Annotated in this window: 12 protein-coding genes; 6 read left to right on the top strand and 6 right to left on the bottom strand. The window is 56.3% G+C overall.

The features are described from left to right. The first annotated feature begins 5 nt into the window (after positions 1-5). From OOJ60_RS13395 to OOJ60_RS13380, 4 genes are read left to right on the top strand one after another with little or no spacing between them, the layout of a single operon-like run. Entirely contained in the window at positions 6-1,139 is a 1,134-nt protein-coding gene (locus OOJ60_RS13395) for an amidohydrolase/deacetylase family metallohydrolase (RefSeq protein WP_199957015.1), read from the top strand. Further along, the gene (locus tag OOJ60_RS13390) at positions 1,123-2,241 is read left to right on the top strand and encodes a DgaE family pyridoxal phosphate-dependent ammonia lyase (RefSeq protein ID WP_042289439.1); all 1,119 of its coding nucleotides are present in this window, start codon (positions 1,123-1,125) and stop codon (positions 2,239-2,241) included. The genes OOJ60_RS13395 and OOJ60_RS13390 overlap by 17 nt, the downstream gene beginning before the upstream one ends. Next, positions 2,238-2,978: a 2-dehydro-3-deoxy-phosphogluconate aldolase gene (gene dagF / locus OOJ60_RS13385; protein WP_042289437.1), complete on the top strand. Its 741-nt coding sequence runs from the start codon at positions 2,238-2,240 to the stop codon at positions 2,976-2,978. Before OOJ60_RS13390 ends, dagF begins: the two co-directional genes overlap by 4 nt. A gap of 18 nt (positions 2,979-2,996) precedes the next feature. After that, positions 2,997-4,907 (top strand): BglG family transcription antiterminator, encoded by a 1,911-nt coding sequence (locus OOJ60_RS13380; RefSeq protein ID WP_205612716.1) that lies wholly within the window; start codon positions 2,997-2,999, stop codon positions 4,905-4,907. Positions 4,908-4,955: 48 nt separating this feature from the next. On the opposite strand, the gene nrdG is transcribed toward OOJ60_RS13380, so the two are convergent. The 5 genes from nrdG to treR all read right to left on the bottom strand — a co-directional run bounded on the left by nrdG (position 4,956) and on the right by treR (position 12,336). Then, a complete protein-coding gene (gene nrdG / locus OOJ60_RS13375; RefSeq protein WP_042289432.1) occupies positions 4,956-5,420 on the bottom strand; it encodes an anaerobic ribonucleoside-triphosphate reductase-activating protein in 465 nt (154 codons plus the stop codon). Between the two features lie 158 nt (positions 5,421-5,578). Continuing rightward, on the bottom strand, positions 5,579-7,717 hold the full coding sequence (nrdD, locus tag OOJ60_RS13370) for an anaerobic ribonucleoside-triphosphate reductase (protein WP_205612715.1): 2,139 nt from the start codon (positions 7,715-7,717) through the stop codon (positions 5,579-5,581). Positions 7,718-8,120: 403 nt separating this feature from the next. Beyond that, on the bottom strand, positions 8,121-9,776 hold the full coding sequence (gene treC / locus OOJ60_RS13365) for an alpha,alpha-phosphotrehalase (RefSeq protein WP_200035692.1): 1,656 nt from the start codon (positions 9,774-9,776) through the stop codon (positions 8,121-8,123). 48 nt (positions 9,777-9,824) lie between these two features. Next, a complete protein-coding gene (treB, locus tag OOJ60_RS13360) occupies positions 9,825-11,243 on the bottom strand; it encodes a PTS trehalose transporter subunit IIBC (RefSeq protein WP_042289756.1) in 1,419 nt (472 codons plus the stop codon). A 145-nt stretch (positions 11,244-11,388) separates the two neighbouring features. Further along, positions 11,389-12,336: a trehalose operon repressor TreR gene (gene treR / locus OOJ60_RS13355; RefSeq protein WP_042289426.1), complete on the bottom strand. Its 948-nt coding sequence runs from the start codon at positions 12,334-12,336 to the stop codon at positions 11,389-11,391. A 189-nt stretch (positions 12,337-12,525) separates the two neighbouring features. Between treR and mgtL the strand changes: the two genes are divergently transcribed. After that, positions 12,526-12,579, top strand: coding sequence for a mgtA regulatory leader peptide MgtL (mgtL, locus tag OOJ60_RS24855; protein ID WP_350396681.1), 54 nt, complete (start codon positions 12,526-12,528; stop codon positions 12,577-12,579). Positions 12,580-12,725: 146 nt separating this feature from the next. Further along, positions 12,726-15,434: a magnesium-translocating P-type ATPase gene (gene mgtA / locus OOJ60_RS13350; RefSeq protein ID WP_200035691.1), complete on the top strand. Its 2,709-nt coding sequence runs from the start codon at positions 12,726-12,728 to the stop codon at positions 15,432-15,434. 100 nt (positions 15,435-15,534) lie between these two features. On the opposite strand, the gene gbpA is transcribed toward mgtA, so the two are convergent. Then, positions 15,535-16,986: an N-acetylglucosamine-binding protein GbpA gene (gene gbpA / locus OOJ60_RS13345; protein WP_042289422.1), complete on the bottom strand. Its 1,452-nt coding sequence runs from the start codon at positions 16,984-16,986 to the stop codon at positions 15,535-15,537. Positions 16,987-17,032: the final 46 nt, after the last annotated feature.

Raw genomic sequence — 17,032 nt, 5'->3', positions numbered from 1 at the left:
GTGACATGTTTGATTTACTCCTGCGCCGTGCACGTCTGGTCGACGACACGGTATGCGATATCGCGATAAAGGACGGCAAAATTGCCGCGCTGGGCGAGATAAACGATCCGGCGGTGAAAACCGTCGACTTACGCGGCGAATGCTACGCCAGCGCCGGGTGGATTGACTCTCACGTTCACTGCTATCCGAAATCCCCCATTTATTATGACGAGCCAGACAGCGTCGGCATTGCAACCGGCGTGACCACCGTCGTGGATGCAGGCAGTACCGGTGCTGACGATATTGATGATTTCTACACCCTTACCCGCGACGCGGCGACGGAGGTGTATGCGCTGCTTAATATCTCCCGCGTCGGGCTGATTGCGCAAAATGAACTGGCGAACATGGCGAATATTGACGCCGACGCGGTAAAGCAGGCGGTGAAGCGTCACCCGGACTTTATCGTCGGCCTGAAAGCGCGCATGAGCAGCAGTGTGGTCGGTGAAAACGGCATCACCCCGCTGGCGCGCGCAAAAGCCATTCAGAAAGAGAACGGCGAACTGCCGCTGATGGTGCATATCGGCAATAACCCGCCGAATCTGGATGACATTGCCGGGCTACTGAGTGCCGGCGACATTATCACCCATTGCTACAACGGCAAACCTAACCGCATTCTGACGCCGGAAGGGGCGTTGCGCGCCTCGGTCACCCGGGCGATTCAGCGCGGCGTGCGGCTTGATGTCGGTCACGGTACCGCCAGCCTGAGCTTTGCGGTGGCGAAGCGCGCCATCAGCTTAGGCATTCTGCCGCACACCATCAGTTCGGACATTTATTGCCGCAACCGCATCAGCGGTCCGGTGCATTCGCTTGCCAACGTGATGTCGAAATTTCTTGCTATCGGCATGTCGCTGCCGCAGGTCATCGACTGTGTGACCGTTAACGCCGCCGAAGGGCTGCGTCTGAAAAATAAAGGTCGCCTCCTGCCGGGCCAGGACGCCGATCTCACCCTCTTTACGCTTCAACGCCAGCCCACCGTGCTGGTGGATGCTGAAAACGACAGCTTACAGGCTGACATGCTGTTAGTGCCGCTTGCCGCGATTCGCGCGGGCAAGGGCTATATGACCGAACAAGGGAGCGCGGAACATGCCTTCAATTTTTGAGAAATACAATCTAAAACAAGTCATTAATACCTCGGGCCGCATGACGGCGCTGGGCGTTTCCACGCCGCGCCCGGAAGTTGTAGACGCGGCGATGGCCGGGATGAATCAGTACTTTGAAATGAAGGATCTGGTGAATAAAACCGGCGAGTACATTGCGAAACTGCTGGAGGTGGAAGGCGCGACGGTGGTCTCCTGCGCGTCAGCGGGCATTGCCCAGTCGGTGGCTGCTGTTCTGGTGCAGGACAGCGACTGGTTGCTGGAAAACCTCCACGTTACGCCCATAGAAAAGAACGAAATCGTGCTGCCGAAAGGCCATAACGTCAATTTCGGCGCGCCGGTCGGCACAATGGTGGCCCTCGGCGGCGGTAAGCTGGTGGAGGCTGGCTATGCCAACGAATGCTCCGCAGCCCAACTGGCGGCGGCGATTACGCCGCGTACTGCGGCCATCCTCTATATCAAGTCCCACCACTGCGTACAGAAAAGTATGCTCAGCGTCGAGCAGGCGGTGGTGGTGGCGCGCAAACACAATCTGCCGCTGATCGTCGATGCCGCAGCGGAAGAAGATTTGCAGTGCTACTACCGCGCCGGCGCTTCTCTGGTGATCTATAGCGGCGCGAAGGCCATTGAGGGTCCGACCAGCGGTCTGGTGATAGGCAAAACCCAGTATGTGGAATGGGTGAAACGTCAGACGGCGGGCATTGGCCGGGCGATGAAGGTCGGTAAAGAGGGCATCCTCGGCCTGACCTGCGCCATTGAGCTTTACCTGAACGCGCAAAAAGAGAGCGGGGCGGAAATGGTGGAAAAAATGACGCCGTTTATCGACACGCTGAACACCCTGAACGGCGTAAGCGCCCGCGTGGTGTGGGACAGCGCCGGACGCGACATCGCGCGCGCTGAGATTAAATTCGATGAAGCGGTGACCGGCATCGCGACCGGCGAACTGGTAGAGGCGCTCAAACAGGGCGAATACGCCATTTATTTCCGCGGGTACAAAGCCAACGAAGGGATTATTGAAGCAGATGTGCGCAGCGTAGACCGCGCGCAACTGGAGATTGTGGCGCGCCGTATTGGCGAGGTGATTAACCAGGAGAAAACAGCATGAAACTGACCCCTAATTTTTACCGCGATCGCGTTTGCCTGAACGTGTTGGCAGGCTCGAAGGATAACGCCCGTGAGATCTACGCGGCGGCGGAAGGACATGTGCTGGTCGGCGTGCTCTCTAAACATTACCCGGATGTCGACAGCGCCGTGGCTGATATGCGCGAGTATGCCCAACTGATCGATAACGCGCTGTCGGTAGGGCTTGGCGCGGGCGACCCGAACCAGTCGGCGATGGTGAGTGAGATCTCGCGTCAGGTGCAGCCGCAGCATGTCAATCAGGTTTTCACCGGCGTGGGGACCAGCCGCGCGCTGCTGGGGCAGGGCGAAACGGTGGTGAATGGACTGGTGTCGCCTACCGGCACGCCGGGAAAGGTGAAGATTTCTACCGGGCCGCTAAGCAGCCGCGCCGCTGACGGCATAGTTCCGGTCGAAACGGCCATTGCCCTGCTCAAGGATATGGGCGGCAGTTCCATCAAATACTTCCCGATGGGCGGCCTGAAATGCCGCGATGAATTTAAAGCGGTAGCCGAAGCCTGTGCGCGTTATGACTTCTGGCTGGAGCCGACGGGCGGTATTGATCTCGATAACTATGCCGAGATTTTGCAGATTGCGCTGGACGCGGGTGTGAGCAAAATCATTCCTCACATTTATAGTTCAATTATTGATAAGGTGAGCGGTAATACCCGTCCGGACGATGTGCGCCAGCTGCTGGCGCTCACCCGGACGTGCTTAGGCTAAAAAAACGAGGAGAGTGACGTGCGATTCCCCAACCAACGTTTAGCGCAACTGTTTGCGATGTTGCAAAACGAGACGCTGCCGCAGGATGAGCTGGCGCAGCGGTTGTCGGTCTCCACGCGTACTGTTCGTGCCGATATCACGGCGCTTAACGCTCTGCTGACCCAGCACGGCGCGCAGTTTATCCTCAGCCGGGGAAACGGTTATCAGCTCAGGATCGATGACCCGGCCAGTTTTCAGACCTTACAGGCGCAGCAGCCCAGCGCGCTACGCATTCCGCGCACCAGCCAGGAACGCGTGTATCATCTGATGGTTCGCTTTCTGACTTCTGCCTTTTCCATCAAGCTGGAAGATTTAGCTGATGAATGGTTTGTCAGTCGGGCGACCTTGCAAAACGACATGGCGGACGTGCGCGAATGGCTGCAGCGTTACCATTTGACGCTGGAAACCCGCCCGCGTCATGGCATGAAGCTGTTTGGCAGCGAGATGGCGATCCGCGCCTGTCTGACCGATCTGTTATGGACGCTGGTACAGCAGGATCCGGCGAATCCGCTGGTGATGGAAGAGGCGCTGTACGCAGGCGTGCCGTCGCAGTTGCAGCCTGTCCTTGAGGATATTTTTAACCGTTTTCACATTCGCCTGACCGACGAAGGCGAGCTGTTTTTACGCCTTTACTGTGCGGTGGCGGTGCGCCGCATCAGCGAAGGCTATCCGCTGTCGGAATTTGCCACCGAAGAAGTGGAAGAAAATGTCTGCCTGGCGGCGCGTGAGATTGCCGGTGTGATCCAGCATCTGGCGAATCATCCGCTTTCGGTGTCGGAAGAAAACTGGCTAAAGGTGCATATTGCCGCCCGCCAGGTGCAGGAGATTGCGCCGAGCGCGATCAACGCCGACGACGAAGAAGCGCTGGTGAATTACATCCTGCGTTTTATCAATAGCCAGTACAACTACAACTTGTTGAATGACAAGCAATTACATGCGGATCTGCTGACCCATATCAAAACGATGATCACCCGGGTGCGCTACCAGATCATGCTGCCGAATCCGCTGCTGGAAAACATCAAACAGCATTATCCAATGGCGTGGGACATGACGCTGGCGGCCGTCTCCAGTTGGGGGAAATACACGCCCTATAGCATCAGCGAAAATGAGATCGGTTTTTTGGTGCTGCATATTGGCGTAGGGCTTGAACGTAGTTACAACATTGGTTATCAGCGGCAACCGAAGGTTCTGCTGGTCTGCGATGCGGGTAACGCGATGGTGCGGATGATTGAAGCGGTACTGGCGCGTAAATATCCGCAGATTGAAATTGTTCGTACGCTGACGCTGCGCGACTACGAACAGCGCGAAAGCATCGCAGAGGATTTTGTGATTGCCACCGCGCGGGTCGGTGAAAAAGACAAACCGGTCGTGCAGATTGCGCCGTTTCCCACCGACTATCAACTGGAGCAGATCGGCAAGCTGGTGTTGGTCGACCGTACCCGTCCGTGGATGTTGAACAAATACTTCGACGCCGCCCATTTCCGCATTATTGACGGTGAGATGGAAAGGCAGACGCTGTTTAAAACGCTGTGCGATCAGTTGCACCGTGAAGGCTTTGTCGATGCCGAATTTCTTGATTCGGTGGCCGAGCGTGAAGCCATTGTCAGTACTATGCTCGGCGACAGCATCGCGCTGCCCCACGCCCTCGGATTGCTGGCGAAAAAAACGGTGGTCTATACGGTGCTGGCGCCGCAGGGTATTGCCTGGGGAGATGAAACCGCGCACGTCATCTTTTTACTCGCCATCAGCAAAAGTGAATACGAAGAAGCGATGGCGATCTACGATATTTTCGTGACCTTCCTGCGCGAGCGCGCCATGACGCGCCTGTGCGCCTGCCAGAATTTCGCCGACTTTAAAGCGGTGGCGATGGAGTGCGTGAGCCGTTTTTGAGAGCCGTTTGTCCGCTGTTTCAGTATGTTGCGGAAATAAACAAGCCTGTTAACGCAGGTGATGCACAACCTGATTGCTGCTGCCGCGCCAGATAAGCGCCGGGTCTTTCAGATCCTGCACAAATTTGCCATCAACCAGCACGTTGATCAGATCCACTACCTGCATTTGCGCGGCGTTGAGCTCATCGAGCTTGTAGCCGGTCCACACCCAGATATCTTTTCCCGGACATTCAGCACGAATGCGCTGCACCAGTTTCAGGATATCCGGTACGTTTTGAGGATGCAGCGGATCGCCGCCGGAAAGCGAAATTCCCTGACGGTGAATACGCGTGTCGTTCAGATCGTTAACGATCTGGTCTTCCATCTCTTTGGTAAACGGTTTACCGGAATTCAGCCGCCAGGTGCTTTTGTTGTAGCAGCCGGGGCACTCGTGCACACAACCTGAAACAAACAATGTGCAACGGGTACCGGGGCCGTTGACGATGTCGACAGGGTAGTACTGGTGATAATTCATCTTCACTTCTCAATTGACGCCATTACTGCGTTGGCCGCGCTCGCTCACCCGGGTCACTTACGACTGTAAGCTCCCCGGGATTCACTGACTTTCCGCCTTGTCCTGGCGCCAGTTGCTTTGCGAAAAGCGTCGCTCTGCCGGGCAATAATACTGCCTGCTTAACCGAGCTGCCCGTTACCTAAATGCTTAACTCGGCGCTTCACTTCTTCCTGCTTACCGGCGTTAAACGGACGTGCGTCCGGACTGCCCAGGTAGCCGCAGACGCGGCGGGTGACGGAGACGCGGGCGGCGTCGTGGTTACCGCATTTCGGGCAGGTAAAGCCTTTGCTGGTACACTCGAACTCACCGGTAAAGCCGCATTCATAGCACTCGTCGATCGGCGTGTTGGTACCGTAGTACGGCACGTGCTGATAGCTGTAATCCCACACGTCTTCCAGCGCTTTCAGGTTGTGCTGAATGTTTGGATACTCGCCATAGCAAATGAAGCCACCGCTCGCCAGCGGCGGGTATGGCGCTTCGAAATCGATCTTGTCGTACGGGTTCACCTTCTTCTCCACGTCGAGGTGGAAGCTGTTGGTGTAATAGCCTTTATCGGTTACGCCCGGCACCACGCCAAACTCGGCGGTATCCAGACGGCAGAAGCGGTCGCAGAGGTTTTCACTCGGCGTGCTGTACAGGCTGAAGCCGTAGCCGGTTTCGTCTTTCCACTGATCCACCGCCTGGCGCAGACGTTCGACAATCGCGATGCCTTTGGCGCGCAGTGTGTCGTTGTCGTACATGTGCTCGCCGCCGAACAGGGCGTTGATGGTTTCATGAATACCGATATACCCCAGCGAAATCGACGCGCGACCGTTTTTGAAGATCTCTGCGACATCGTCGTCGGCTTTCAGACGCACACCACAGGCGCCTTCCATATACAGGATGGGCGCCACGCGCGCTTTCACGCCTTCCAGACGGGCGATACGGGTCATCAGCGCTTTACGCGCCAGCACCAGACGGTCATCCAGCAGTTTCCAGAACGTCGCTTCGTCGCCTTTCGCTTCCAGCGCGATGCGCGGCAGGTTCAGGCTGATTACGCCCAGGTTGTTGCGCCCATCGTGTACCTGTTCGCCGTTCTCGTTTTCCCAGACGCCGAGGAAGCTGCGGCAGCCCATCGGCGTTTTGAACGAACCGGTCACTTTCACGACCTGATCGTAATTCAGGATATCCGGGTACATGCGCTTACTCGCGCACTCCAGCGCCAACTGCTTAATGTCGTAGTTCGGATCGCCAAATTTGTGGTTCAGGCCGTCGCGAATGGCAAACACCAGTTTCGGGAACACGGCAGTCTTGCGGTTTTTGCCGAGACCCGCGATGCGGTTGCGCAGAATCGACTGCTGAATCAGTCGCGATTCCCAACTGGTGCCCAGCCCAAAGCCAAAGGTCACGAACGGTGTCTGACCGTTAGCGGTGTGCAGCGTGTTTACTTCGTATTCCAGAGACTGGAATGCGTCGTAGCACTCTTTTTCGGTACGCGAATGCGCGTAGCCGTCGGCATCCGGAATCTGCCACTCATCGGCAGTTTTACGGTGCTTATTAAAGCTGGCGGTGACAAACGGCGCCAGCACTTCATCAATACGGTTAATGGTCGTGCCGCCGTAAATATGGCTGGCGACCTGAGCGATAATTTGCGCGGTCACCGCCGTGGCGGTGGAGATGGACTTCGGCGGTTCGATCTCCGCATTCCCCATTTTGAAGCCCTGAGTCAGCATGCCTTTCAGGTCGATCAGCATACAGTTGAACATCGGGAAGAACGGCGAGTAGTCCAGATCGTGGTAGTGGATATCACCCCGCTCGTGCGCCTGTACGACATCTCGCGGCAGCAGGTGCTGACGGGCGTAGTGTTTCGCCACGATACCGGCCAGCAGATCGCGCTGGGTCGGGATCACTTTGCTGTCTTTGTTGGCGTTTTCGTTAAGCAGCGCGGAGTTGGTTTGCTCCACCAGGCCGCGAATTTCCTGGTTCAGGCGGCCGCGCTTCTCGCGCTGGATATCGCGATCGTGGCGATACTCAATGTAGGCGCGCGCCAGCTGCTTATACGGACCGGACATCAGCTGGTTTTCAACCGCGGTCTGGATCTCATTGATATCGACCTGGCTACGTCCATTCATCTGGCTGCTAACGACTTCTGCGACGGTGGCGCAGTAATCTGCGTCATCGACTCCCGCTGCTTTAGCTGCACGCAGAATGGCTTCTTTGATGCGCTCTGATTTAAACGGCACTTTACAGCCATCTCGTTTCATCACATGCGGTGTCATGATCACTCCATATTTATAAGAACAGGTTATCCACAGAGGCTGGGGAAGCCGTGTTGGGCTTATTCATCTCTTTATCCAATGACTTCCCGCAATCCAGACCCATGTTATCCACAATTTTGCCCTCAGGCGGTGTTTTGTCGTTGTAGCAATTGTAGTCGATTAATACAACATGTTGGGTCGGCGTGCATTTTAAATTCTATATGTAGTGATTTGCATCAAAAGTGTTTGAACTTTTCTTGATGTAGCGCAAAGTAAAAACCAGAGCGTACAGATGACGGGCACTACGCGGTTTGTAAATTATTGCGAGAAAAATCTGATTAATTATTCAACGAAAACAGGGAGGTAAGGCGGGAGGCACATTCAGCCCGGGAATCCTTTCGCCGGGCAGGACAGAGGTATGGATTTACTTCCGCAACCACCAGACTGCTTCAAACGGGCGTAGCGTCATGGTTGTCGGCTGCGGCGAGACTTCCTCGTAGTTATGCATCAGGCATTGCCACTTACCGTGCCAGCGTTCTGGCTGCCAGGGCTGGCATTCACCGCTCAGGTTGGCGATCGCCAACAGCGTCTGGCCCTGCCATTCACGACGATAGCACCAGAGATGTGGGCTGTCGGGCAGCAGATCCTGATAGTCGCCCCAGGTCAATACTGGCTCTGCTTTACGCAGCGCGATCAGCCGCTGGTAGGTGTAGAACACAGAATTCGGATCGCCCACTGCCGCCGCCACGTTGATGTCGGCGTAATTATCGCAGGGCGCAATCCACGGTTCGCCGGTGGTAAACCCGGCATTTGGGCTATCGTCCCACTGCATCGGCGTGCGGCTGTTGTCGCGGGATTTACTCGCCAGGATCGCCAATAACTCATCCGCTTCGCGCCCTTGCGCGCGCAGCGCTGCAAACATATTGTGACTTTCCACATCGCGGTAGTCGGTGATCTGCGAGAAGTGCGGATTGGTCATGCCGATCTCCTCGCCCTGGTAAATGTACGGCGTGCCCTGCATACCGTGCAGTACCATCGCGAGCATTTTCGCCGCCGGAACGCGGTATTCGCCTTCATCGCCAAAACGCGAAACGATGCGCGGCTGATCGTGGTTACACCAGAACAGCGCATTCCATGCCACGTTGTGCATTCCCTGCTGCCAGTGGCGGAACAGGGCTTTTAGCGCCACCATGTCCGGTTTCGCCAGCGTCCATTTTTCGCCGCCGGGATAATCCACCTTCAGATGATGAAAGTTAAAGGTCATCGACAGTTCGCTGCCGCTGAGTGACGCGTAGCGCTGGCAGTGTTCCAGGGTGGTGGAGGACATCTCGCCGACGGTCATCAGACCGCGCGGGGTGAACACGTCGCGGTTCATCTCATGCAGAAATTCATGGGCGCGCGGACCGTCGGTGTAGAAACGTCGACCGTCTCCGTCCAGGTCGTCAGGAAAGCGCGGGTCTTTGGAGATCAGGTTAACGACGTCCAGACGCAGGCCGTCTACGCCGCGATCCGCCCAGAACTCGCACACCTTTTTCAGTTCAGCGCGCACCGCCGGGTTCTCCCAGTTCAGGTCCGCCTGTTCCGGCGCGAACAGGTGCAGGTAATACTGTTCACTTTGCGCGTGCCAGCGCCAGGCGTTGCCGCCAAATTTGGAGCGCCAGTTATTCGGAGGCGCGTCAGGCGAGCCGTCGCGCCAGAGATAAAATTCGCGATACGGACTGTTTTTGTCCTGTGCGGCGTTAAACCACGGGTGCTGGGTGGAAGTATGGTTAAACACCATATCGAGGATGATACGGATGCCGCGCGCTTTGGCCTGGGCCACCAGTTCGTCGAAATCGTCAAGCGTACCATAGGCCGGATCGATGGCGGTATAGTTGGCAACGTCGTAACCATTATCTACCTGTGGGGAGATATAGAACGGCGTCAGCCAGAGGGCATCCACGCCCAGCTTTTGCAGGTAGTCGAGACGTCGGGTCACGCCGCGCAAATCGCCGGTGCCGCTTCCGGTGGTATCCTGAAAACTCTTTGGATAGATCTGGTAGATCACGCCGTTTTGCCACCAATGGGGAAGGGTAGTCATAGCAAATTCCTGGTTATGCGAGGGGGCGCAACTGCGCCCCAAATGAAGTCAGACAATCTGTAAGGTGCCCTGACGGTGTTTACGCTGATACACAAACGAAGTCAGCACCATCGGAATAACAATCGCGATCGCCATAGCGGCGGCGTACACCTGCCAGTAGGTGGGCTGAATCGAGAGAATGCCCGGCAGGCCGCCGACGCCAATCCCGTTTGCCATCACGCCGTTCAGGCCGCACAGCAGACCGGCAAGCCCGGAGCCAATCATTGCGCAGAGCATCGGGAAGCGGTATTTCAGGTTGATGCCGTACATCGCCGGTTCCGTAACGCCCAGGTAGGCGGAAATGGCGGCGGGCACGGAGATTTCGCGTTCGTTATGTTTACGGCTGGAAATAATAATTCCTACCACGGCGGACGCCTGGGCGATGTTAGACAGCGCGATCAGCGGCCAGACCGGCGTGCCGTTCATGCTCTGGATCATCTGCATATCGATGGCGAGCGTTGTCTGGTGTACTCCGGTGATCACCAGCGGGGCGTACAGGAAGCCAAACAGGGCGGCGCCAATGGGGGCGAAGCTGCCGGTCATCAGATGGCGCACCGCGAACGCGACGCCGTCGCCGATCATCCGACCAAACGGACCGATCAGCGCGTGGGCGAGGAAGACCGCGAGGATTAACGAACAAACCGGTACGATCACCAGGTACAGGTAGTCCGGCACGATGCGCTTCAGGCGCGTTTCAATAAAACCGAGCGTCAGACCCGCCAGCAGTGCCGGGATTACCTGCGCCTGGTAACCAACTTTAGCGATGCTGAACAGGCCAAAGTCCCAGACTTCCGGCAGTTGTTGCCCGAGGAGATACGCGTTCATTAGCTGCGGTGAAACCAGCGTGACGCCCAACACAATACCCAGGATCGGCGTGCCGCCCATTTTTTTGACCGCCGACCAGCAGATCCCGACCGGCAGGTAGAAGAAAATCGCTTCGCCAATCAGCCATAAAAAGTCATAGACGGTTTTCAGTGCCGGATACATCTGCGCCAGCGTCTGGCCGTTGCTCATCGGCACATCGCCAATCACGTTGCGAAAGCCAAGGATTAAGCCGCCGCTGATCAGCGCCGGCAGTAGCGGGAAGAAGATTTCGGCGAAATGGGAGATCAACTGCTCATGCCATTTCATATTCTGGCGCGCGGCTTTTTTCGCCTGCTCTTTGTCGGCGTGGGCCTGGCCGGTGGTGGCCAGCAGCGCCTTATAGTAATCACCGACATTGGTGCCAATCACTACCTGAAATTGTCCGGCGTTGGTAAAGCAGCCTTTGACCATCGGCAGTTGTTCGATCTCTTTCGGACGGGCAATGGCTGGTTGATTCAGTACAAAGCGCAGACGTGTCAGACAGTGGCTCACCGTCGCGATGTTTTCCCGCCCGCCAACCAGCGCAATAAGCTGGTCGATATCCGTTTGTTTGATTTTACTCATCATGAAGCCTCATGGCGATGACTGTGAAAATGGGTGTTGCTGGACTGGCGACAGAATATATCCGCGATGAATATTTAAAAATGGGAACGTTCCCGAAACGCAGCGAAGATCACAAATTCGCGTACAGAAAGCGGTCAGTTGCGGATCAGGAAAGCATGGAAGGAATGACGATCTGGCGCAGTTCGCCGCGCCCGGTGATCTGATCGATCAGTTGGGAAGCCGCCTGGCGTCCGGCTTCGGCGTAGCCCGGATCGACGGTGACGATCTCGGGATGGAGGAATTTCATCAACGGCGTATTGCCAACGCTCGCCAGTTGCAGCGCGTCGATCCGCTGTTCCTGCAAATACTTGCTGGCCCCGAGGGCGAGGGTGTCAGTGGCGCAGACCAGCGCCGTGGTTTCTGGCGTGATCACGCTGGCGGCATGATCGTAACCTTGCTTCATTGCCAGACCCGGCAGCGCGGCGACGGGATGCAGCTTGCGCTGTTTGCAAAACGCCAGGTACGCCTCATGGCGGCGCTTACCGGTGGTGACGTCGCTGTGGGGGACGCCGAGAAAACTGATGTTGCGGTGACCCTGATCGTACAGGCGCTGCATCAACATTTTTATCGCCCCTTCGTCGTCATAACAGACGGAAGCAAAGCCCTGTGCGTCGCGCGCCAGCAGCACCAGCGAAGCCTGCCACGGCGCAATCATCGCGTCGGTAATGCCGGTAAAGCCAAATAACACGACGCCGTCAATATTGCGGCGCTTCAGCATGCCGAGGTGTTCTTCTACTTTCGCTGTGGAGAACTGGCTTTCCATCATAATGGGATCGTAGCCCTGTTCATAAAACACGGGCAGCATGGTCTGTACGGCAAGATTTTCGGACAGCGAGTCAAGGCGGGTGACCATAATGGCAACCACTTTGTCACTCTGACCGCGCATGGCGCGCGCAGAGCGGGAGGGGGAGAAACCGTGCTGATTCATTACCGCTTCCACGCGTTCGCGGGTGCGCTCGCTCACGCCGCTTTCGTTATTGAGTACGCGCGAAACCGTGGATTTTCCCACGCCGCTCAGACGGGCGATGTCTTTGATAGTCAGCCGATTTTGCATCCCGTTTTCCCATAGCAGGCATCAAGAAGAGGTAAAGAGGATAACTTTACGCATTTGAACCGCAATGAGCAAAGTCTGGTTTATCATTGGTTTAATCACAGGGTGTTATTATATCGCCATAATAGCCACAAAGAGTATGATCTGCGGCTTATAATCTGCGTCTTAAATTATTCACTTACCGGAGGCTTTATGGATCCCGATCCCACCCCTCTCCCGCGATGGAGAAACACTTTTTTCCGGTAAGCCTGCCTTTCGCTGTCTTACCGGCGACGTAAGACAGTGACGCGTTAACGTCCCTGTTAAGAAAATAAATTGCCTGTCAGGTAAGGCTTTGCCACGCCTGAACGCTTTTTCTGCGCCTTTCTGTTTTTGGCGCGGAGGGACTGCCTATGTTTAAAAATATCACTCGCCAGCTTTTTGCCCGGCTCAGCCGCCATTTGCCCGATCGCCTGGTGCATCGCGATCCGTTACCGAACGCGCAGACGCTTGCCAGTACGCCGATCCCGTCATCACTCAGCGAACACTGCCTGAAAGTGGCCGTCATGGATGACGCGACGTTGTGGAAAACTTTCGGCGCCCACCCGGAAGGGTTGACGCCGACGGAAGTGGATGCGGCGCGTGAAAAGCATGGCGACAACCAGTTACCCGCCCAGCAGCCATCGCCGTGGTGGGTACATCTGTGGGTCTGCTACCGCAATCCATTTAATATTCTGTTAACCATTCTGGGGGCCATCTCTTACGCCACGGAGGATCTGTTTGCGGCGGGAGTGATCGCGCTGATGGTGGCGATCTCCACGCTGCTGAATTTCGTTCAGGAAGCACGCTCGACCAAAGCGGCGGATGCGCTAAAAGCGATGGTCAGCAATACCGCGACGGTGTTGCGGGTGATCAATGAAAAAGGCGAGAACGGCTGGATCGACGTCCCGATTGATCAACTGGTACCTGGCGATATCGTAAAACTGGCGGCGGGAGACATGATCCCGGCTGATCTGCGGGTGCTTCAGGCGCGCGATCTGTTTGTCGCCCAGGCGTCGTTAACCGGCGAGTCGCTGCCGGTGGAAAAAGTGGCTAACACCCGCGAGCCGGCGCATAACAACCCGCTTGAGTGCGATACCCTGTGCTTTATGGGGACCAACGTCGTGAGCGGTACGGCGCAGGCCCTTGTGATTGCCACGGGAGCCAACACCTGGTTTGGGCAACTGGCAGGCCGCGTCAGCGAACAGGAAAGCGAACAGAATGCCTTTCAGAAAGGCATCAGCCGCGTCAGTATGTTGTTGATTCGCTTTATGCTGGTGATGGCGCCCATCGTGCTGGTGATCAACGGCTATACCAAAGGCGACTGGTGGGAAGCGGCGCTGTTCGCGCTCTCGGTGGCCGTCGGACTGACGCCGGAAATGCTGCCGATGATCGTCACTTCCACACTGGCGCGCGGCGCGGTGAAACTGTCGAAGCAAAAGGTGATTGTGAAGCATCTCGACGCCATTCAGAACTTTGGCGCGATGGATATTCTTTGCACCGACAAAACCGGTACGCTGACCCAGGACAAAATTGTTCTGGAAAACCACACTGACATTTCCGGCAAACCCAGCGATCGCGTTCTGCACGCGGCATGGCTGAACAGCCATTATCAGACGGGGTTGAAAAATCTGCTTGATACCGCCGTGCTGGAGGGCGTGGATGAAGCCTCCGCGCGCGAACTTGCGACCCGCTGGCAGAAAATTGATGAGATCCCGTTTGATTTCGAACGTCGCCGCATGTCGGTGGTGGTCGCTGAACATGCGGAGGTACATCAGCTGGTGTGCAAAGGCGCGCTGCAGGAAATCCTCAACGTCAGCACACATGTGCGCCATAACGGAGAAATCGTGCCGCTGGATGACAACATGCTGCGCCGCGTGAAGCGCGTCACCGATACCCTGAATCGTCAGGGGCTGCGCGTGGTGGCGGTGGCTACCCGCTATCTGCCTGCGCGAGAAGGCGATTACCAGCGTATCGACGAATCCGATCTGATCCTTGAAGGGTACATCGCCTTCCTCGATCCGCCGAAAGAGACGACGGCGCCTGCGTTAAAAGCGCTGAAGGCCAGCGGTATCACGGTGAAAATTCTGACCGGCGACAGCGAGTTGGTCGCGGCAAAAGTGTGCCATGACGTCGGACTGGACGCGGGTGAAGTGGTTGTTGGCAGCGATATCGAAAGCCTGAGCGACGACGAGCTGGCGACGCTGGCGCAGCGTACCACGCTGTTTGCCCGTCTGACGCCGATGCATAAAGAACGCATTGTCACACTGCTTAAGCGCGAAGGGCACGTCGTGGGCTTTATGGGCGACGGTATTAATGACGCTCCGGCGTTGCGTGCGGCGGATATCGGTATTTCCGTCGATGGCGCCGTGGACATTGCCCGGGAAGCCGCCGACATTATCCTGCTGGAAAAGAGCCTGATGGTGCTGGAAGAAGGGGTGATCGAAGGTCGTCGCACTTTCTCGAATATGCTGAAGTACATTAAGATGACTGCCAGCTCCAACTTCGGTAACGTCTTCAGCGTGCTGGTAGCGAGCGCCTTTTTACCGTTCCTGCCCATGCTGCCGCTGCACTTGCTGATTCAGAATCTGCTGTACGATGTATCGCAGGTGGCGATCCCGTTTGATAACGTGGACGATGAGCAGATCCAGAAGCCGCAGCGCTGGAATCCGACAGATCTGGGGCGTTTTATGATCTTCTTTGGTCCGATTAGCTCGATCTTCGACATTATCACGTTCTGCGTGATGTGGTGGGTCTTCCACGCGAACGTGCCGGAGGCGCAAACCTTGTTCCAGTCCGGCTGGTTTGTGGTGGGGCTACTGTCGCAAACGCTGATTGTGCATATGATTCGTACCCGCCGCGTGCCGTTCATTCAGAGTCGCGCCGCGTGGCCGCTGCTGTTGATGACGCTGGTGGTGATGATGGTGGGCATTGCGCTACCGTTCTCGCCGCTGGCCGGGTATCTGCAATTGCAGGCGCTGCCGCTGAGCTACTTCCCGTGGCTGGTCGGTATTCTGGTAGGCTATATGACGTTAACGCAGTTGGTGAAAGGCTTCTATAGTCGCCGCTACGGTTGGCAGTAATGCGCATTGGGTCGCTTATGAGCCGGTCGGGCAAAGCGAAACCTCCCTCCGGTGTCTGCGGTAAAAAGCCGGACGAGCATGACCCCGTCCGGCAGTCGGCTTAGTGCTTCAGCACCCACGCTTCTTTCCAGTGTGCGCCAACGCCTGGCTCAAACTGGTTAGCGCCTGGAGCGTACTGGACGCAGTAGCCGCTGTACGGGAAAGGCTTACATTCGTAGGTCTTACCGTCTTTTGGTTGCAGCACCACGGTACCGGCTTTGTAAGACGCGATACTGTCCGGGAAGGTAAAGTCGTGGTGACCGGCGTTGTCGGTCGCCGCGTCGCTTTCCAGCATCAGGTTCAACACGTCCTGAGCAAACAGCGTGCCGTCTTTGTTGGTCGCATAGTATTTCAGCATATGGTGACCAGCAGTCACGTCAGTCAGGGTCATGGTGACGTCCTGGTTGGCGTTGTTCATGTCCTGCTTCAGATAGCCTTTTTCCGCGCCGTGATGATTCATCACGTGGGCTTCAAAATTCACATCGCCGTGCGTATTCACGTGGAAAGTCACGGTGGCATTGCCGTGCGCAATCTTGCTGTACTGCAGATCGGTAACGGCGATGGTTTCGTTCACTTGCGCTTTTTGCTCTTCATAAGAGATGGCGACAGACTGCAGCGCGCTGCCTTCTCTTACGAACACGCTATTCGCGCCATGTACCGGGCCAATCTCACCCCCTTCGTCTTTCACGCCTACGCGCACATCGCTGTGGGTGCTGTTGATCAATTGCGCCATATCGAAGGCCCACTGGTTCGCATCGCCCTGAGCAGCGGAGGCAATGGTCATTTCAGTGCGCATTGAGGTTACTTCACCATTGGCGTCAAAGAAGCGGGCAATGACTTTATCGCCTGCGTTCAGGTTATTACCGGCAATCTGACCGCTGAGGGTTTTGCTCCATTCGGAAACCACGCCCGGGGTTTCATCCGGAGTCACGTTGCCGCTGTTACCGAAATCCACGTCAATGGCCTGATAGAAGCTATTTGTCGTATCTGCAATTTCCCACACGCCGTAAATAACCTGATAACCGGTACGTTCAGGAACATTACAGTTCATTGACTGCGTGACCGCCGGCGCCTGGCCATTTCCATTAATGGTACAGAACGGCGTTAAATCAAATTGATCGCGGGTCAGCGGCTTATTTGGATCCCAGTTTTGTTTGGTGATGTAATAACGCCAGTTCGTGGTTTTATGCGGCGCAGTATGGTGCCATACAAACTGGTGTGGACCTGCTGTCATTGGGCTTTTGGTCCAGGCGTTCAGGCTCTGGCGATCCAGTTGAGAATACTGAGAAATACCGGCGCTGGCGAGCTGTCCGTCTGGCGGCATCGCGCCAGTCGGGAAGCCGGAGGTTTTTTCTACGCTCTGCGGTTCGTATTGAACGGAACCACAATCGACGTTTTGCCCCAGCTTGCACATATATGCGCGGCTGGCAGGGGATTCAATATAACCGTGTGCTAACGCTGAAGAAGCAACGGTCAATGTTGCTACCGCCAGCGCGATTTTGGAAAGTTTCATTATTAGTCCATTAGTGTATTAAAACAACGAGTGCGGCAGGAAGTGT

Origin of the sequence: Citrobacter sp. R4 (assembly GCF_026719175.1) — a bacterium.
In the GTDB taxonomy this organism is placed as follows: domain Bacteria; phylum Pseudomonadota; class Gammaproteobacteria; order Enterobacterales; family Enterobacteriaceae; genus Citrobacter_A; species Citrobacter_A sedlakii.
This window is presented reverse-complemented; position numbering and strand designations above follow the sequence as displayed.